Annotated in this window: 13 protein-coding genes; 4 read left to right on the top strand and 9 right to left on the bottom strand. The window is 57.7% G+C overall.

Translation table 11 applies throughout. The annotated features are described in order from the left end of the window. Positions 1-17 precede the first annotated feature (17 nt). The 3 genes from cysN to cysQ all read right to left on the bottom strand — a co-directional run bounded on the left by cysN (position 18) and on the right by cysQ (position 3,796). Positions 18-1,952, bottom strand: coding sequence for a sulfate adenylyltransferase subunit CysN (gene cysN / locus OA90_RS15470; protein WP_068413567.1), 1,935 nt, complete (start codon positions 1,950-1,952; stop codon positions 18-20). A gap of 1 nt (position 1,953) precedes the next feature. Beyond that, positions 1,954-2,883: a sulfate adenylyltransferase subunit CysD gene (gene cysD / locus OA90_RS15465; RefSeq protein WP_156510518.1), complete on the bottom strand. Its 930-nt coding sequence runs from the start codon at positions 2,881-2,883 to the stop codon at positions 1,954-1,956. A 73-nt stretch (positions 2,884-2,956) separates the two neighbouring features. Continuing rightward, positions 2,957-3,796: a 3'(2'),5'-bisphosphate nucleotidase CysQ gene (cysQ, locus tag OA90_RS15460; RefSeq protein ID WP_068413564.1), complete on the bottom strand. Its 840-nt coding sequence runs from the start codon at positions 3,794-3,796 to the stop codon at positions 2,957-2,959. Between the two features lie 297 nt (positions 3,797-4,093). On the opposite strand from cysQ, the gene OA90_RS15455 reads away from it, so the two are divergent. Continuing rightward, the gene (locus OA90_RS15455) at positions 4,094-4,603 is read left to right on the top strand and encodes a PilZ domain-containing protein (protein WP_208986152.1); all 510 of its coding nucleotides are present in this window, start codon (positions 4,094-4,096) and stop codon (positions 4,601-4,603) included. A gap of 95 nt (positions 4,604-4,698) precedes the next feature. On the opposite strand, the gene OA90_RS15450 is transcribed toward OA90_RS15455, so the two are convergent. Continuing rightward, complete coding sequence (locus tag OA90_RS15450) at positions 4,699-5,547, bottom strand: LysR family transcriptional regulator (protein ID WP_068413559.1); 849 nt, start codon at positions 5,545-5,547, stop codon at positions 4,699-4,701. Between the two features lie 90 nt (positions 5,548-5,637). Here OA90_RS15450 and OA90_RS15445 point away from each other — a divergent pair, with 90 nt between their 5' ends. Beyond that, a complete protein-coding gene (locus OA90_RS15445) occupies positions 5,638-6,660 on the top strand; it encodes a permease (protein ID WP_068413556.1) in 1,023 nt (340 codons plus the stop codon). Between the two features lie 291 nt (positions 6,661-6,951). Beyond that, positions 6,952-8,361, top strand: a complete 1,410-nt coding sequence (locus OA90_RS15440; protein WP_068413553.1) for a phosphatidylserine decarboxylase family protein — start codon at positions 6,952-6,954, stop codon at positions 8,359-8,361. A 42-nt stretch (positions 8,362-8,403) separates the two neighbouring features. Here the strand turns inward: OA90_RS15440 and OA90_RS15435 are convergent, their stop codons facing one another. The 3 genes from OA90_RS15435 to OA90_RS15425 all read right to left on the bottom strand — a co-directional run bounded on the left by OA90_RS15435 (position 8,404) and on the right by OA90_RS15425 (position 12,742). Continuing rightward, a complete protein-coding gene (locus OA90_RS15435) occupies positions 8,404-8,826 on the bottom strand; it encodes a response regulator (RefSeq protein ID WP_068413550.1) in 423 nt (140 codons plus the stop codon). Next, entirely contained in the window at positions 8,819-11,545 is a 2,727-nt protein-coding gene (locus tag OA90_RS15430; RefSeq protein WP_068413547.1) for a CHASE domain-containing protein, read from the bottom strand. Before OA90_RS15430 ends, OA90_RS15435 begins: the two co-directional genes overlap by 8 nt. Positions 11,546-11,950: 405 nt before the next feature. Then, positions 11,951-12,742, bottom strand: coding sequence for a ChbG/HpnK family deacetylase (locus tag OA90_RS15425; RefSeq protein WP_199823726.1), 792 nt, complete (start codon positions 12,740-12,742; stop codon positions 11,951-11,953). 440 nt (positions 12,743-13,182) lie between these two features. Here OA90_RS15425 and OA90_RS28050 point away from each other — a divergent pair, with 440 nt between their 5' ends. Further along, positions 13,183-13,944 (top strand): acyl-CoA thioester hydrolase/BAAT C-terminal domain-containing protein, encoded by a 762-nt coding sequence (locus OA90_RS28050; RefSeq protein WP_082837070.1) that lies wholly within the window; start codon positions 13,183-13,185, stop codon positions 13,942-13,944. A 608-nt stretch (positions 13,945-14,552) separates the two neighbouring features. Here OA90_RS28050 and OA90_RS28575 read toward each other — a convergent pair. Then, the gene (locus OA90_RS28575; protein ID WP_156510517.1) at positions 14,553-14,867 is read right to left on the bottom strand and encodes a hypothetical protein; all 315 of its coding nucleotides are present in this window, start codon (positions 14,865-14,867) and stop codon (positions 14,553-14,555) included. A 9-nt stretch (positions 14,868-14,876) separates the two neighbouring features. Continuing rightward, complete coding sequence (locus tag OA90_RS15410; protein WP_156510516.1) at positions 14,877-15,434, bottom strand: hypothetical protein; 558 nt, start codon at positions 15,432-15,434, stop codon at positions 14,877-14,879. Positions 15,435-15,519: the final 85 nt, after the last annotated feature.

Raw genomic sequence — 15,519 nt, 5'->3', positions numbered from 1 at the left:
GAGTGCGGACTGGACGATCAGATGCCTTCGCCATCCTCGGCGAAGCCGGCCAGGAACCCCTTTTCACGCAGATAGGTGATGATTTCCTCGGCAACATCCTCCGGATCGCGGTCGATGTTCCTGATATGGATTTCCGGGTTTCCCGGAGCCTCATAGGGGCTGTCGATACCGGTGAAGTTCTTGATCTCGCCCCGGTCGGCCTTGGCGTAGAGACCCTTGGGGTCGCGTCTGCGGCATTCCTCTATGGGTGTATCGACAAAGACTTCGATGAATTCGCCCTCGCCCATCAGGTCGCGCGCCATCCTGCGCTCGGATCTGAAGGGCGAAATGAAGGAGACAAGCGTGATCAGGCCTGCATCGGTGAACAGCTTTGCAACCTCTCCCACGCGGCGGATATTCTCCACCCGGTCGGCATCGGTGAAGCCGAGGTCCTTGTTGAGGCCGTGACGGACATTGTCGCCGTCGAGCGTATAGGTCTGGCGGCCGTCGACATGCAGCTTTTTCTCCACCATGGAGGCGATGGTGGACTTGCCGGAGCCGGACAGGCCAGTGAACCAGAGAACGGCGGGCTTCTGGCCGAGCTTTTGGGAGCGCGCCGTCTTGTCGATTTCCAGCGCCTGCCAGTGGATGTTGCTCGCACGGCGCAGGGCGAACCAGACCATGCCCGCTCCAACAGTCGCATTGGATATGCGGTCGATCAGAATGAACGCGCCGGTCGTGCGGTTCGCCTCATATGGGTCGAAGGGCACGGCGGAAGACAGCGAGAAATTGCAGAAGGCGATCTCGTTGAGTTCGAGTGTCTTGCCGGCCATATGTTCGAAGGTATTGACGTTGATCTTGTGCTTGATCTCCGAAACGGTGGCGGTGACGGTTCGGGCACCGATCTTCAGCATATACGGACGCCCCGGCAGCAGCGGTTCGTCGGACATCCAGATGAGATGAGCGGCGAACTGGTCCGCGACATCCGGCCGGTGCGCCGTGGAGGACAGCAGGTCGCCGCGCGAGATGTCGATCTCGTCTTCAAGTGTCAGAGTAATGGCTTCCCCCGCACGAGCCTCGGGCACCTCACCATCCGGGCCGACAATAGTCTTGACCCTGGAGGCCTTCGCAGGACCGGCAACGACCAACTCCTCGCCGACGGATACCCGGCCGCTGGCGATGGTGCCGGAATAGCCACGGAAGTCGAGATTCGGCCGGTTGACCCACTGGACCGGGAAGCGGAACGGAGCTTCCAGCGCATGCTCGCCGAATTCCACGGCCTCCAGATGCTCCAGCAGCGTCGGACCGGAGTACCAGCTCATCTTGTCGCTTTTCGCGGTGACGTTGTCGCCGTAGCGCGCGGACATCGGGATCGCTTCCAGCGTTTCAAAATCAAAGCCGTTGGCGAAGGTCCCGAACTCCTTGCGGATTTCCTCGAAGCGCTCCTGCGAGAAGCCGACCAGGTCGATCTTGTTGATCGCCAGAACCACATGCCGGATGCCCAGCAGCGAGGCGATGAAGGCATGCCGACGGGTCTGGACCATAAGGCCGTTGCGGGCATCGACAAGCAGCACGGCAAGATCGGCGGTTGAGGCACCGGTCGCCATATTACGGGTATACTGCTCGTGGCCGGGCGTATCGGCGACGATGAATTTGCGCTTGTCCGTGGCAAAGAAACGATAGGCGACATCGATTGTGATGCCCTGTTCACGCTCGGCTTCCAGCCCGTCCACCAGCAACGCCAGATCTATATCCTCTCCGACCGTGCCGTGCTTTCTGGAGTCGCGTTCCAGCGCCGCAAGCTGATCCTCGAAGATCAGCTTGGTGTCGTACAGCAGGCGGCCGATCAGGGTCGACTTGCCGTCATCGACCGAGCCGCACGTCAGGAACCGGAGCTGATCCTTGGTTTCCTGGGCGAGGATGTAATCGTTGACGGCTGCTTCGGCGGTTTCGTGAATATCTGCGATGGTCATCCTAGAAATATCCTTCCCGCTTTTTCTTTTCCATCGAAGCGCTTTCGTCCTTGTCGATCAGACGGCCCTGGCGTTCGGAGGTGCGGGCGATCAGCATTTCGCGGACAATGGCGGGAAGCGTATCGGCCTCGGATTCAATTGCGCCCGTCAGCGGATAGCAGCCGAGAGTGCGGAAACGGACCATCTTCTCCTCGATTGTTTCTCCGGCCTGCAGCTTCATGCGCTCGTCATCGACCATGATCAGCATGCCGTCGCGCTCCACCACGGGACGGGGAGCGGCGAAATACAGCGGCACCATCGGGATGTCTTCCGTCAGGATGTACTGCCAGATGTCCAGCTCCGTCCAGTTGGACAGCGGAAAGGCGCGGATGCTCTCACCCTTGGCGACCCGGGCGTTGTACAGGTTCCACAGTTCCGGACGCTGGTTCTTCGGGTCCCAGCCGTGATTGGCGTTGCGGAAGGAGAAAACGCGTTCCTTGGCACGGGATTTCTCTTCGTCCCGGCGTGCGCCACCGAAGGCAGCGTCGAAACCGTATTTGTCCAGCGCCTGCTTCAGCGCCTCGGTTTTCATGATGCGGGTGTGAACGGAGGAGCCATGATCGAACGGGCTGATGTTCTTCTCCAGCCCTTCCGGATTGGTGTGAACGATCAGGTCCAGACCGAGACGTTTGGCGGTGTCGTCGCGAAACCGGATCATCTCGCGGAATTTCCAGGTGGTGTCCACATGCAGCAAAGGAAAGGGCGGCTTTGACGGATAGAACGCCTTCATGGCCAGATGCAGCATGACACCGCTGTCCTTGCCAATGGAATACAACATCACCGGGTTGGAGAACTCCGCCGCCACCTCGCGGATGATGTGGATGCTTTCCGCTTCAAGACGCTTCAGATTGCTGAGGCGTTCGGGCGTGACGCCGTGAGATTGCATGTTCATGTTCACTTTTTCCGTTCGTGCCGGCGGCCCGGCTCAACACTCGTCTGTCCGAAAGTGGTTCGCGTGCGGTGTTTCAGGCGGCGGATGCCAGAGCCGACAGCAGCTCGCGTGAGCTGACGGCGATGAAATGCACGTTGCGCAGATCGTCCTTGCGAGCCCCCGGCGGCACGCGATAGACGAAGTCCTCGTGGGTTTCGGCCAGGACGACGGAGCCGCCCGCCGCGCGCACCACCGCGTCTCCTGCGGCAATGTCCCACTGCATGGTCGGCGCAAGGCGCGGATAGAGATCCGCCCTTCCGGCCGCGACCCAGCACAGTTTCAGCGACGAGCCGACCGACAGCTGTTCGGCAACGTTCAGGCGCCCGATCAGTTCGGCCGTCTCCTCCGACATATGCGACCGGCTGGCAAGCACGCTCAAGCCTTCCACCGGCGGCTTTCTGACCTTGATGGGCTCAATGGCGGTTATATCGCCGCCCTCAATCCGGCCGGAAAATGCCTGCCCGGCGGTCGCGTCACCTTCCAGGGATCCACCCCAGAAAATTTCGCCGAGCGCCGGAGCCGATACGACCCCATAGACCGGTTTACCCTGATCGATGAGGGCGATATTGACCGTGAACTCGCCGTTTTTCTTGAGGAATTCCTTTGTGCCGTCGAGCGGATCAACCAGAAAATAGCGCTCTCCGACGGCTGGCAGGTGCCCGGCCTCGACCGCTTCCTCGGCGACAACAGGCACGCCCGGAAAGCCTTCGGCCAGCCCTGCCAGGATGATTTTCTCCGCCACGGCGTCGGCTTTCGTGACCGGAGAGCCGTCGGCCTTGTTCTCGACGTCGAACGGTTCGGCGTAGATTCTCAGGATTTCCTCACCGGCCCGGATTGCCAGCCGGTTCAGGAAAAATATCTGGTCTTTAGTCATTTACGCCTCAACCCGTTCAAATTCCGAAATGTTGTCACAGTTTTCGCCCGTTTTCCCTGGCCGCAAATAGAAAGAAAGAACAGTATCATTACAAGGAATGGCGTTCCACGAATGCGGCCGAAAAGAAAAAGCTTCCACTCCCGGCACACCGCCTTAGGGGGTTTTGTTCCCGCGCTCAAGGGAACCGCAGGCACAGATGCCCGAGGCGGTCTGAAAATTCACGGATTCGCAAGGCATTTGCTGATAAGATAGCTGACAGATGGTAAAAAACCTTCGTGCGTAACCAACGGATGTGAGATGACCATGTCGGACGCCAAGCCGGAACCGCAGTCCAGTCAAGCGGACGCAGACGACCGCGATTTGCTGCCGCGCCAGCGGCGGGCACGTGTCTTCAAGAAGGGCAGAATGATATTCCAGAGCGGCCTGCGGTCCATACCCTGCACGGTGCGCAACCTGTCCGATGGCGGTGCGATGCTGGAATTCGAGCAGGCGTTTCTGCTGCCGAAGGAATTCGACCTGCAGATCGATCTGGAGGATTACGAAGTCACCTGCGAACGCCGCTGGGAAGACGGTCTGCGTTGCGGCGTACAGTTCGTCAGCGAAAAACGCCATTCTTCCAGGCAGCGCGCCCAGGTGCTGAAGACCTCCGAGGAGGCACTGAAGACCGAGGTCGACACGCGCACGGAAAGCCTCGACAGTTTCTTTGCCCGCAAGCTGGCCGCGGAAAAACCGCAGGACTCCGGGCAATCGGATCAACGTGCCCGGCCGGCAGGCGCCGGCAAACCGACTTTCGGGAAACGGCGGTAGTCTCCGACTGACACTTTCCCGGTATGCTATTGTGGCTCCGAGGGTATGTCCGGCCCTGTCGGCGACGGCGCTTCGGCAATTTACATCCTTTCACCCTACTCCACGCCAAACGCGTTTCGGATGGCCAACCTCATGGCTTCTATCGGTGGCGTGACGGTATCCGGGCCCAGGCCGAGGACAAGGTTGGAGACGGGCATCGCACCACCACTCAGATCCACCTGCCGGAGATTTTCGCTCAGGCTCGTCTCGCCGAGCAACCCGGCGGCGATGCCGGCTTCTATTGCGGCGGCAACGCCAGCGACGCTCTGACTGGAATAGACGATCCGGAAGGGGCGCCCTGCAGCGCGCAGGGCGTCCAGAGCCGCGTCGCGCCACCAGCAGTCCCGGTCGAACAGCGCAATCGGAAGCGGGTCGCGGGTCAGAAGATCATGATGGCGCGAGACCATCCAGCAGGTACGCTCCCGGCGCAGGACCTCGGCCCCCGGGGCCGGATGCGCCGCTTCGTAAATGGCCAGGTCCAGAGTTCCCGAGGCCAGGGCATCCGGGAACCCGGCGCTCATTGCACATGTAACTTCCAGATCGACACGCGGATGGGACTGCGCGAATTCGCCGACAATTCTCGAAAGCGTTTCCTTGCCCTGATCGTCGGGAATGCCAAGGCGCAATCTGCCATCGAGATCGTCCGAAGTCAGTTCGCGCAGGGCAGCGTCCAGCTTGCCGGTCACGTCCCGCGCCACCGGCAGCAGGCGCTCGCCCGCGTCTGTCAGAATGACGCCGCGCCCGTGCCGTTCAAAAACCGGGTGACCGAGCATTGCCTCGAGTTTGCCGATCTGCAGGCTGGTGGCCGATTGCGATCTGAAGATCCGCGCGGCCCCTTGAGTGACGCTTCCCGCCTCGGCCACCGCAAGAAAGGTGCGCAGTATATCGCTGTCGAGCTGTCCCATTCAAATTCCTCATATCTGAATTATGAATTACCCGTTTCACATATGGCACGCAACCTCCGACACTCGGGGAACCGATGCAAGGAGACTGCCATGTCCGAACGTACTGAACCGGTTTCCCGCCCGATTGTCCGGCTGCTTCCGTTACTCGGATTGCTGGGTGCGGCGGCTGCCGGAACGCTGGTCTGGCCTTCGCAGGCCTGGGAGATGGCTCAATTCGTGACGCTTGGACTGGTGTTGGTCGCACCGCTTGTCATTCCGGGGATTTTTCTTTCCGCCTGGATTATGGCCAGCAGCGCCGACGCTCACATTGCGCGGGCCTTCGAGGGACGGCTCTTCACCGCCATCCTTGCGGCCTCGGCCATCGGTGCGGTCACGCCGGTCTGCGGGGTCACCGTGCTGCCGCTGATGGCCGGCCTGCTGGCCGCCGGCATTCCGCTGGCACCGGTCATGGCATTCTGGCTGTCTTCGCCTGTCACCGATCCGGCGATGCTGGCGACAACCGCGGCAACACTCGGGATAGGTTTCGCTGCCGGCAAGACGCTCGCGGCCTTCGGCCTCGGCCTCTGGGGCGGCATGATCACGTCGATCTTCGCGAAAAAAGGCTGGGCGACAGCGGCCCTGCGCAGCAACGCTATCACCGGCGATCTTTCAAAGTGCGCATGCGGGACACCCCTGCCCTTCGATGCATGGATCTGGAAGGACGCGGCGCGGCGCGAGATCTTCCGGCGCACCTTCAGCGCCACCACACGGCTGATCCTGATCTGCCTCATTCCGGCCTTCGCGGCGGAGTTCGCGTTGAATGCCGCCCTGCGGCCGGAAGCTCTGGCGGCCTATGTGGGCGAGGATGTCTGGTGGGCCATTCCCTTCGCCGTTTTCGTCGGTGCACCGGCCTATCTGGACGGATACGCCGCCCTGCCGCTGACACGCGGCCTGATGGAGCACGGCATGTCGCCCGGAGCGGGCATGGCTTTCCTGGTTTCCGGCGGTGTCGTCAGCATCTGGGGTGCGATGGCAATCTTCCCGGTCCTCCGGCTGACGCCCTTCCTTCTCTACCTCGCTCTCGCGGTTAGCGGGTCGCTGATGGCCGGGTATGTCTATGGCTGGCTTTCGTGAGCGCCCTCGGGGTCACGCCGGCGGGCAAAAAACACAACCCTTGATAGAGAATCTTTTCCCGCCCGTGATCCGGCTTCCAGCTCTTCCCTGCGCAAACCTTTTCAAGGTGCGCACTACAGGGGACTCGCGAGGCACTGAAAGATCCAGAGCCTGCTATTTATGGTTGTTACTTGTCAAAAACCGCATATGATGACGCAACGTTAATATCCGAACATCCGATCAGAGATTGTCTGGCGTTACCCGACGCACGTTCTTTTCGACAAAATCGCGATAATCGAGGGGATTATTCCAATGTACAAACGCTTTGCCTCCTTCTTCGTCCTCGCGCTTTGCACCTCCGCCGGCGGCGTTCTGGCGCAGGAATGTCCTGAACCGGGCCTGCAGCCGGCCACGGAAAAGCTGATGTCGCTGATCCTGGGCGATCCGGACCTTCAGGAGCAGCTTGAGCGCTCCATAGAGCTTGGACAGATCGTCAATTCGAACCCCGACACCAATCCGGTCGCAAGCCTGGAGGACTATTATCGCTTCATCGACGCTCTGGTCACCTATCCGCCGCAGAACATCGACACCGGGATTTACGACGGCAAGATCCGGGTCAGCATGGATGGCGCCAACTATTGCAACTGGAACATTCTCGACATCCTGTCCTTCAGCTACTTCCTGGTCGACCGGCAGCTTACCACCGACCCGCGCGGACAGATTCAGTTCGAAAATGACGCCTTTTCCAGCTGGATGCGCGATATCGCCGAAGAGTGGGGCCGCTATCTGGAAACGCCCGCCTCAGCCGTCCACGTGCCCGACTTCACCAACGATCCGAATTTCGGCGACTGGTACTGCCCGCCGGACACTGGGTACACGACGTTCCAGGACTTTTTCACCCGCGAATTGTGCGCGGCCACCTTCCCCACCGGTTCGCGCCCCGTCCAGGGCTACGACGATCCCGCGACCGTTGTTTCCATTGGCGACAGCACCTCGGCCGGATGGTGGCCAATCAGCGGCAACGGCAAGCTGGTGACCACTTATGACGGCGTCTCCCAGGGCGGCGAAGTGATCAAGGGGCAGCTTTACAGCGACGTCGCCGATTTCATTATCGGCAAGGAAGGCGAAACCGTTCTGGAGACATTCGGTTCAATCGATCCGGAGATTTTCAACAGGGGCACCTGGACCCACCAGTTCCTGAACGTCAACAACTATCACCGGCTGCATGTACCGGTGGCAGGCAAAATCGTTTACCTCAGGCACTTTCAATCTGGCGTCCGGATGAAATCCGGCTGGGCCGAGGCCCGCCGTCCGGAGGAAGTCAGCCATTACGATCCGCAGGACACAGCCGACTGGCAGTTCGGCCAGACCCGCATGGTCATCGGCATCGAGACCGAGGACCACGGCACGGTGGTGATCTCGCCGATGGGCATGGCTCAGGTCTCCTCCATCGTGAAACGCGACTGGGTGAAAGAGAATGCGGAGGCCGACAAGGGCTGGGAATTCGCCAATTTCGCCTTTGGCGGGTCTGATTTCGTGATCATCTTTGAAGAGCAGGCGGACTTCGTCCTGACGGCCAAAACCGTGCCGGAAGAAGCACCCGGCGCGGGCGTCAGCTATGCCACCTCCCTGCAGGGCGAAAAATACGGCTGTTTCGGCGGCGACACCACCTGCAGCGCCGTCCCGGAAGTCCCGCCGGCATCACCGGCTGACGGAGGGTAATACCTCCCTCCGGACACGCCGGGTAGACAGGCAGCGAGACGGTCAGACAGGTCCTGTCGCCTGGGATTTGTCGAGATTGGCGTTGAACCGGTCCCATAGCGACGTTACCTCCTCCGACAGCGTCATCGGGTCGAAGGGCTTCACGATGATGCCTGTTGCGCCAAGCTTCATGTAGGCCTCCTGCTCATGGATTTGAGCCTTGGCTGTGACGAAGACAACCGGGATATCCTTCGCTCCGGGCATCTTGCGAAGGTGCTCCAGGGTTTCCGGACCGCTCATCTTGGGCATCATGACGTCCATCAAAATGAGTTGCGGGGCGAAGTCGATGACGGTCTCAAGCGCTTTTTGGCCACTGTCGCAATGTATTGCCGTGAAGCCGCCGAGATCCTCCAGGGTCATCATGACGATCTGAGCGATCGACTCGTCGTCTTCGACGTACAGGATCCTTGTCAGTTTCTCAGGCATTGTTTCCGCTACCTTTCTCATCAGGCTGACTGACAGGCAAAGTAAAGGTGAAGGTCGACCCTACGCCTTCTTCGCTCTCGAATTCCACCGTGCCGTCAAAAGCTTCAATAATTTTCTTGGTAATGTTCAATCCAAGCCCGCTGCCGCCTGTCATGCGGGTTTCGGATCCGTCTGCCTGAGCGAACTTTTCAAAAACCTTGCTGTGGAAGGCTTCGGGGATGCCCTGACCGTTATCGCTCACGGAAATTAACGCCTCGCCGGCGGAGTTTCGGGACACACGGATTTCAATCCTGTCGCCTTCATCGGAAAACTTGGCCGCATTCGACAACAGGTTGACCAGCGCCTGGTTGAACCTGTCCTGGTCGAGGTTCACATAGATTTCCGGCACATCGAAGTGCTGTTCGAATTCGACACCGTATTTTTCGGCAAAAGACTGCTGTCTCTCGACGATATCGCAGACAAGCCGGCAGATTTCGACGGTCTCCAGCCGGTACTCCATCTTGCCGGCGGCGATCTTTTCGATGTCGAGGATATCGTTGACGAGGCGGGACAGGCGCTGGCAATTGTCATAGGCAAGCTTAAGCAGTTTCTGGCTTTTCTCATCGACATCGGCGCCGGCCTTGGCCATGAGCAGGCCAAGAGATCCCTGAATTGACGTGAGCGGCGTGCGCAATTCATGGCTGACGGTTGAAATGAACTCATCCTTCATGCGGTCGAGTTTCTTGCGTTCGCTGATATCCTGAATGGTGCCGATAACGCGGATTGGATGTTCTCCATCCTCATAGGCGAGTTCCGCCTGAAGCTGTACCATCTTCTCCGTACCGCCGGACAGGAGAAGGCGGCAGTCGATGTTCAGGGCTCCCCGCTTGTTCAGCAGCCTGGCAATTTCGGAGCTGATCAGCGCGCGGTCGTCGGGATGAATGAAGGCAAGGAACAGATCTACGGTCTTCGCGGCGTTGTCTGGATTCGTATTCAGGATGCGATTGACTTCATCGGACCACCAGAACACGCCGGTTTCGACATTCAATTCCCAATTGCCCAGGGACGCAATACGCTGTGCCTGCGCCAACCTGTGCTCGCTGATCGACAGACTTCTGGTCTTTTCCATGACCATCGCCCGAAGCATTTCGCTTCTGCCACTGACAAGCAGGAAGAACGAGGCAATAAATCCAGTTATCAATACCCCGCCCAACAGGATGATCCAGGAATTCGCCGAGCGGTTCTGAGCAAGGAATTCCGGAGCCGGGTTGATTTCGAAGCGCCAGCGGCGGCCGGCGAAGTCAATGAGTGTCGTGACGGCGAATTCCGCCGCGCCACCGAAAACCCCCGTTTCGTCGAGAACTCTGACACTGTCGTCGGCGCGGCGGCTCTGAAAGAGAAACTGCTCGGATCGAGGGGCGCTGTCATCGAACAGTCGGAACGTGAAGCGCTCCGACGCTATGTCATCAAGCGCGGCATTTACAATGTCGCCGCCCCTGAGAACACTCACCATGTAGCCCTCAATTTGCTGTCTGCGATCCTCAATCGTCACGGGCATGGCGCCGCGTTTATAGACGGGCATGAAGACAAGCACGCCGAACTGTTCGCCTGTTTCCTGCACCAGCGTAATTCTGCTGGTGGCGACCGGCTGCCCCGTGTCCCGGGCCTTTTCGAATGCCTGTCTGCGTGTGGTGTTCGACCCGACGTCGAAGCCGTGAGCCCCCTTGTTGATGTCATACGGCTCGATGAAATGAACGGCGACGTAATCCTGACGATCGGCAACGGGTACCAGTCCGGCGCTGTCGTCCCGTTCGACGACCGCGAATTCCACAAAGCCCTCGTCGCGCGTTTGCTGCTCGAATGCCGCGCGGTCCTGCGGGTAGATCACCGGGTTCCAGGACAGCGCCTGTATACCTTCGAACGATCTGAACGCCCGGTCTGAAAACACCTTGAAGGTCTGCCGGTCCATGTCAGGCGATGCAACGCGCAGGCCGGCAAGGGAGTTGAGCACGTTGATCTGCTGTTCAAGGGTGCGTTCAAGCGCGGGAGGAAGCGACGCGGCTTGCCGGGCAAAGTTCAACTGCAGGCGCTCGCGATCGAAATCCGATCCGGCCACGGTCAAGATGACCGTCAGCATGAAGGATACCAGGATCGGCACCGTTACGATCATGCGTCTTGGTTTCCAGTCAGCCGAAAGGCCCAGGATCCAGACCAGGGACAAAGGCGTGAAAATGAACACCCCGATGGTGTCGCCTGCCCACCAGGTCCCCAGATTTTCCAGATAGTCCGCCGTCGAGACGACGCCGGCGGCGCAGAGAACCGAACTGCCGATTGTCGAATTGATCAGGCATGCGACAGGTCCGGCCCAGAAGAAAAACGAAAACACCTGTTTTTCTGTTTCGAGACGGTTTGGATACCCTGCAAATTTATGGACAAGACCTGAACTTGCGACCGCCTGAAGAACCGCCCCGACGGCAATACCGGCAGGCACTGCCGCGGCCTGCACAACATCCGCAAGAGATCCCGCTTCAATGTCCGCGCTGAAATTGGTGAGAAAGGACCCGATAAAGATACCGGGCCACACCCTGTGGCCATAGGCCAGTATAACGGCGACGGCAATTCCGGAAGGCGGCCAGATCACGGTTGCATACCCGGGCGGGATGGCAAGCTGCAAGCCAAGCTTCCCGAGCGCAGCATAGACAACGGCTATTGCAAAAATTCGCAATACACTTGAAATCATAAGCCGATTTCTTTCCGCCACGGACTGATTTAAGCCTTGTCTTTCACTTCCCGAAATTAACTGAAAAATTCATAAAAAATATATGCGCAACTCCGTACCCCACACCTTATCTGCAAGCATCAGCAATTAATTCACTGTTTATTTTGTCATTATAAGTGCTTTTGTTTGCTTTGATTCATGCCTTTAATCGATAGCATTTGGGCCTGGCGACTGCCTTTGCACTAGGTGTGGAAGGCTTTGAAGCGGCTCTTTCCCGCCGGGTTGGTGTCCTTTGGGTTGTTCAGAAAGCATCTGTCTCCGGCCTCGTAAAATCTTGAAAACCTGACAGTATCACCCGTACCGGATTGACGTGATCCTGAACGATGCAGCTCCCGGAGACATGCATCTCCAATGCGTCCACACGGCCTAAAGGTCGCGGTAGCTGATCAGTTCGATCCCAAGGTCATCAATTTTCCGTTTCAAGGCAACGCTTACCAGTGTTTCCAGACACGTCGACCGATCGGCTGCCACATCCTCGTAGCCCTCGTGACCGGTTGCCTCAAGCTCAGGCGAATTCACCGCCGGGTGGTCGATGAAGATGTATGTTCCCCGAGACAACCCGGCCAAATGATCCATGAATCCAGCCGTCCGGAATGCGGCGTTCCTTAGGAATTTCGGATAGCCCTCGAACCTGGGCAGCCCATAGCCGTACGCATCGTCAGCGAGGCCGAACTCGTGACAAAGATCGCAGACCACTTCACCGACCTTGGGATCAAAATCCTTGAAATGCTTCAGCATGTGGGAACTGACATGTGAAACGCTTCGAAACATGGCAACTCCAAGCGAGATTTGTGCCCTGAATTCATTGGCAATTTCATCGATCGACCAATCGACGTCCGCCAGGCATGGCCTGACGTCCCCCTCCCGGGGCATGACCATCGGCAAGAAATCTCCCTGTTCGTCGACAAGGCTCGGCGCTTGCGTCAGTGGACGCCATTTGACAGCGTCCCATTCACTCGTCAGAGCCAGATGAATACCTATGTCTATTTCAGGTTGGGCGTTGAACAGCGTCGCGGCGTGCGCGACCCATGAACACGGCATCATGACCTCGACACTGCGGGCTATCCCCTCCGAGCATGCGCGCAGGCAGCCTATGTTGGAGGACCAGCTTGATCCGGCATCGTCAACCCGAACCAACAATCGGACATCAGCACTCATCGCGTTCATCTCTCTCATACACTGGAACAGATTTGCACGTTCCAACCGGTTTTTCATGTTCAGACGCTGCCATGAATCGCCGCACGGTATTTGGGTAGGTTTGGGATCGAAATGTAACGGGCAAGAACACCTGGCACCGAGGGCTTTTCCGGGATTAAGCGGGATATAACGGTTTTTGGCGGTTTTCTGCCACTTCGGCCAAGACCAGGCGAAAACGACCGCGCAATTTCAAGGTCGCAGCTTTCAAGATGAGTTGAACGGCCATTTCATAGCTCGAACGAGTTTCTCCAACGAACCGGAGGTGATCGCCAAACGGGAAAAAGCCCTGGAAAGGGCAGAAGGCGTAGAATGACGGCTTCGAGCCCAAATCCGCTGATGCTGCATCGCGGACGGATGTCTGGTAACTGAGAATAGTACCAAAACCAAATTGGACGCTAGCAATGGAATTGTCTGTAATCCGCCGTCTTTTGCCCGACTGGGGCACAACTTATGGGCCGGCGGGAAAAGCCTCCTTTCCGAGTGTATTGCTGCTTCACGGCTCCGAGGGCGGAATGTCAGGTTGGACGCATCGAACTGCGGCCATCCTCGCGTCAAGCGGCTTCCTGTGCTACCCGCATAGCTATTCCAAAGGCGGTAACGCCTGGAACGCTGGTCATATCGAAGATGTTGAGATCTCACGAACCGCAGAGGCACTGGCTGCGTTGCGGAAGTTCGCGGCGGGCAATGGAAAAGTTGCGGTTTACGGCGTGTCTCGCGGAGCGGAGCACGCTTTGCTGCTCTCATCACTTATGGCGCAACACGGAATGGAGGGATTGCCGGATGCAGTAGCATGCCTTGCGGCGCCAGATGTCGTTTGTGGCGCGTTTGATTCAAAAAGCTACCGCGACATTGGCGATCCGGGATGGCAAGCCTGGGACCCATCCAGGCGTGCATGGACATGGAATGGAAGCTCTGATGCCCTGCTACCAACGACTCCAATTGAAATTGAACGCTACCCTGGTCCGCTTTTTCTGTCCGTTGGGCTCGAGGACCGGACGTGGTCGCCAGACATGACCCGACGATTGGAAGAGCGCCGTAAGAAAGCTGATTTGCCGGGTGAAGTGCATTACTATGAAGGCGAAGGTCATGTTCCTGGCAGCGATGGAGAAAACAAGCACCATGAGCTTCTCGTCGCGTTCTTACAACGGACATTGAGTGTTTGATCAGCGCAACTTAATACTCCAAAAGCCGACTTCGAGTTGCGGCACTTGAACGGCAGGTTCGTGTAACGCGCAAGAGCACTTGGCACGGAGGGCTTTTCCGGGACCAAGCGGGATATAACGGTTTTTGGCGGTTTTCTGCCACTTCGGCCGAGACCAGGCGGAAACGACCGCGCAATTTCAAGGTAGCAACTTTTCCGGATTTTGGCGGCGTGTTGCTACCTTATGAAAACCGGCAGAAGTCTGCGGTGGAACGGGGCTGAGCGCTGAGTTCGCCACATGCCAAGGTAGCAACCTTCAATATCGGGTGAAGGGCGTTTCAGAGGGCCTCAAACACTCGTCAAATGCCGCTGATTTGCCACCATGCCCTCGACCAGAGTTCCATATCATACGTTATGCGAATCCGGCCCCTGACGGCCGCATGCCGGGCTCGTGGGCTTTCCGGGGCGAAGATGCCGAATGGCGGATGGCCAAAAACCGCCGTCACTGGTCAAAACGCTCCAAAGCGGACTGTCGACCTTCTTCTCGGGACTGGCAGCTATGCGGACAAAGCCGACCTGATGAGGCTCTTCACTCGGCTAGTTCGTTACTCCAGCTTTTCACCGGCAAAATCAGCTTGAAGGCGATGGCGCCAATAGTCCCGCTAAAGCTCCAATTGCAGCAGATCCAATTGAAACTATTGCTTGGGGAAGCCCTATCTTTTCGTCTCCATTTGACACGATTTCGAGATATATACCGCCAAATACCGTCACAATGACGACGGTGCCCAACACCACAACAACTGTACGATATATCCATCGATCAGTCTGCAGCGGGGAGTTGAGTTCCTTCTGCATGGCCTCCAGCTCGGCTTTTGCTGTGTCTGGCAAGTCGTCTCGCAACAGGATATTTTGAAGTTGTCTATTTGCTAATGAAAGATCGCTCATTGTAGCCCCCTAATCTGAGAAATGTATTGTCGCAGAGTAGCTTTCAGGGTCTCCCACCGGAGCTACTCGACCACCGCGATAATCTTCAAAGATGAGTTCCAGTTTTCCGCCCCAAATCTTTTGACTTATTATACTGGTACGCCATGCGAAGTACCCATCCCGTTCGAACTCAAACCTCAACGCCTCTCTATTCTTGAACCAATCCTTGGGGTTGATCCCGTAGTCTACTGTGTCTTGACGCACTCCATCGTGAATGAACGTCACTCTTAGAGGCAAGTTTCCATTCTTTTCCAGATACGTTAGCGCAGGTTCCGAACCTAAGATCGTCACCACAGCAAAAATGTGTTTGTGCAATTTTGAGCGGGATATCGTGCCTGCTGGTGGTGTTGGGCAATCAACCTGATATTTGGCACCCTCAGTAAATCTGCAACCGAATAGAGGCGCTGAAATTCCAACATTTGCATCAGCTTTGACGCTTCCAAAAAGAATGGAAATCAATATCCCTGACAAGACGACTTTGGAAACAAAGAAACTCCCAAGTGAAATGAAATATTTTACAATCACCACAAATTCCCCCTCCACCAATCCAATACTTTACCATTAATTTTAATATTTCGTCTTCCAATTTTAGCATATTATTTGATCATAGCTG

This window comes from Labrenzia sp. OB1 (assembly GCF_001624695.1).
Classification (GTDB): domain Bacteria; phylum Pseudomonadota; class Alphaproteobacteria; order Rhizobiales; family Stappiaceae; genus Roseibium.
Note: the sequence above shows the minus strand (reverse complement) of the source record. Positions and strands in the feature narration are given on the sequence as shown.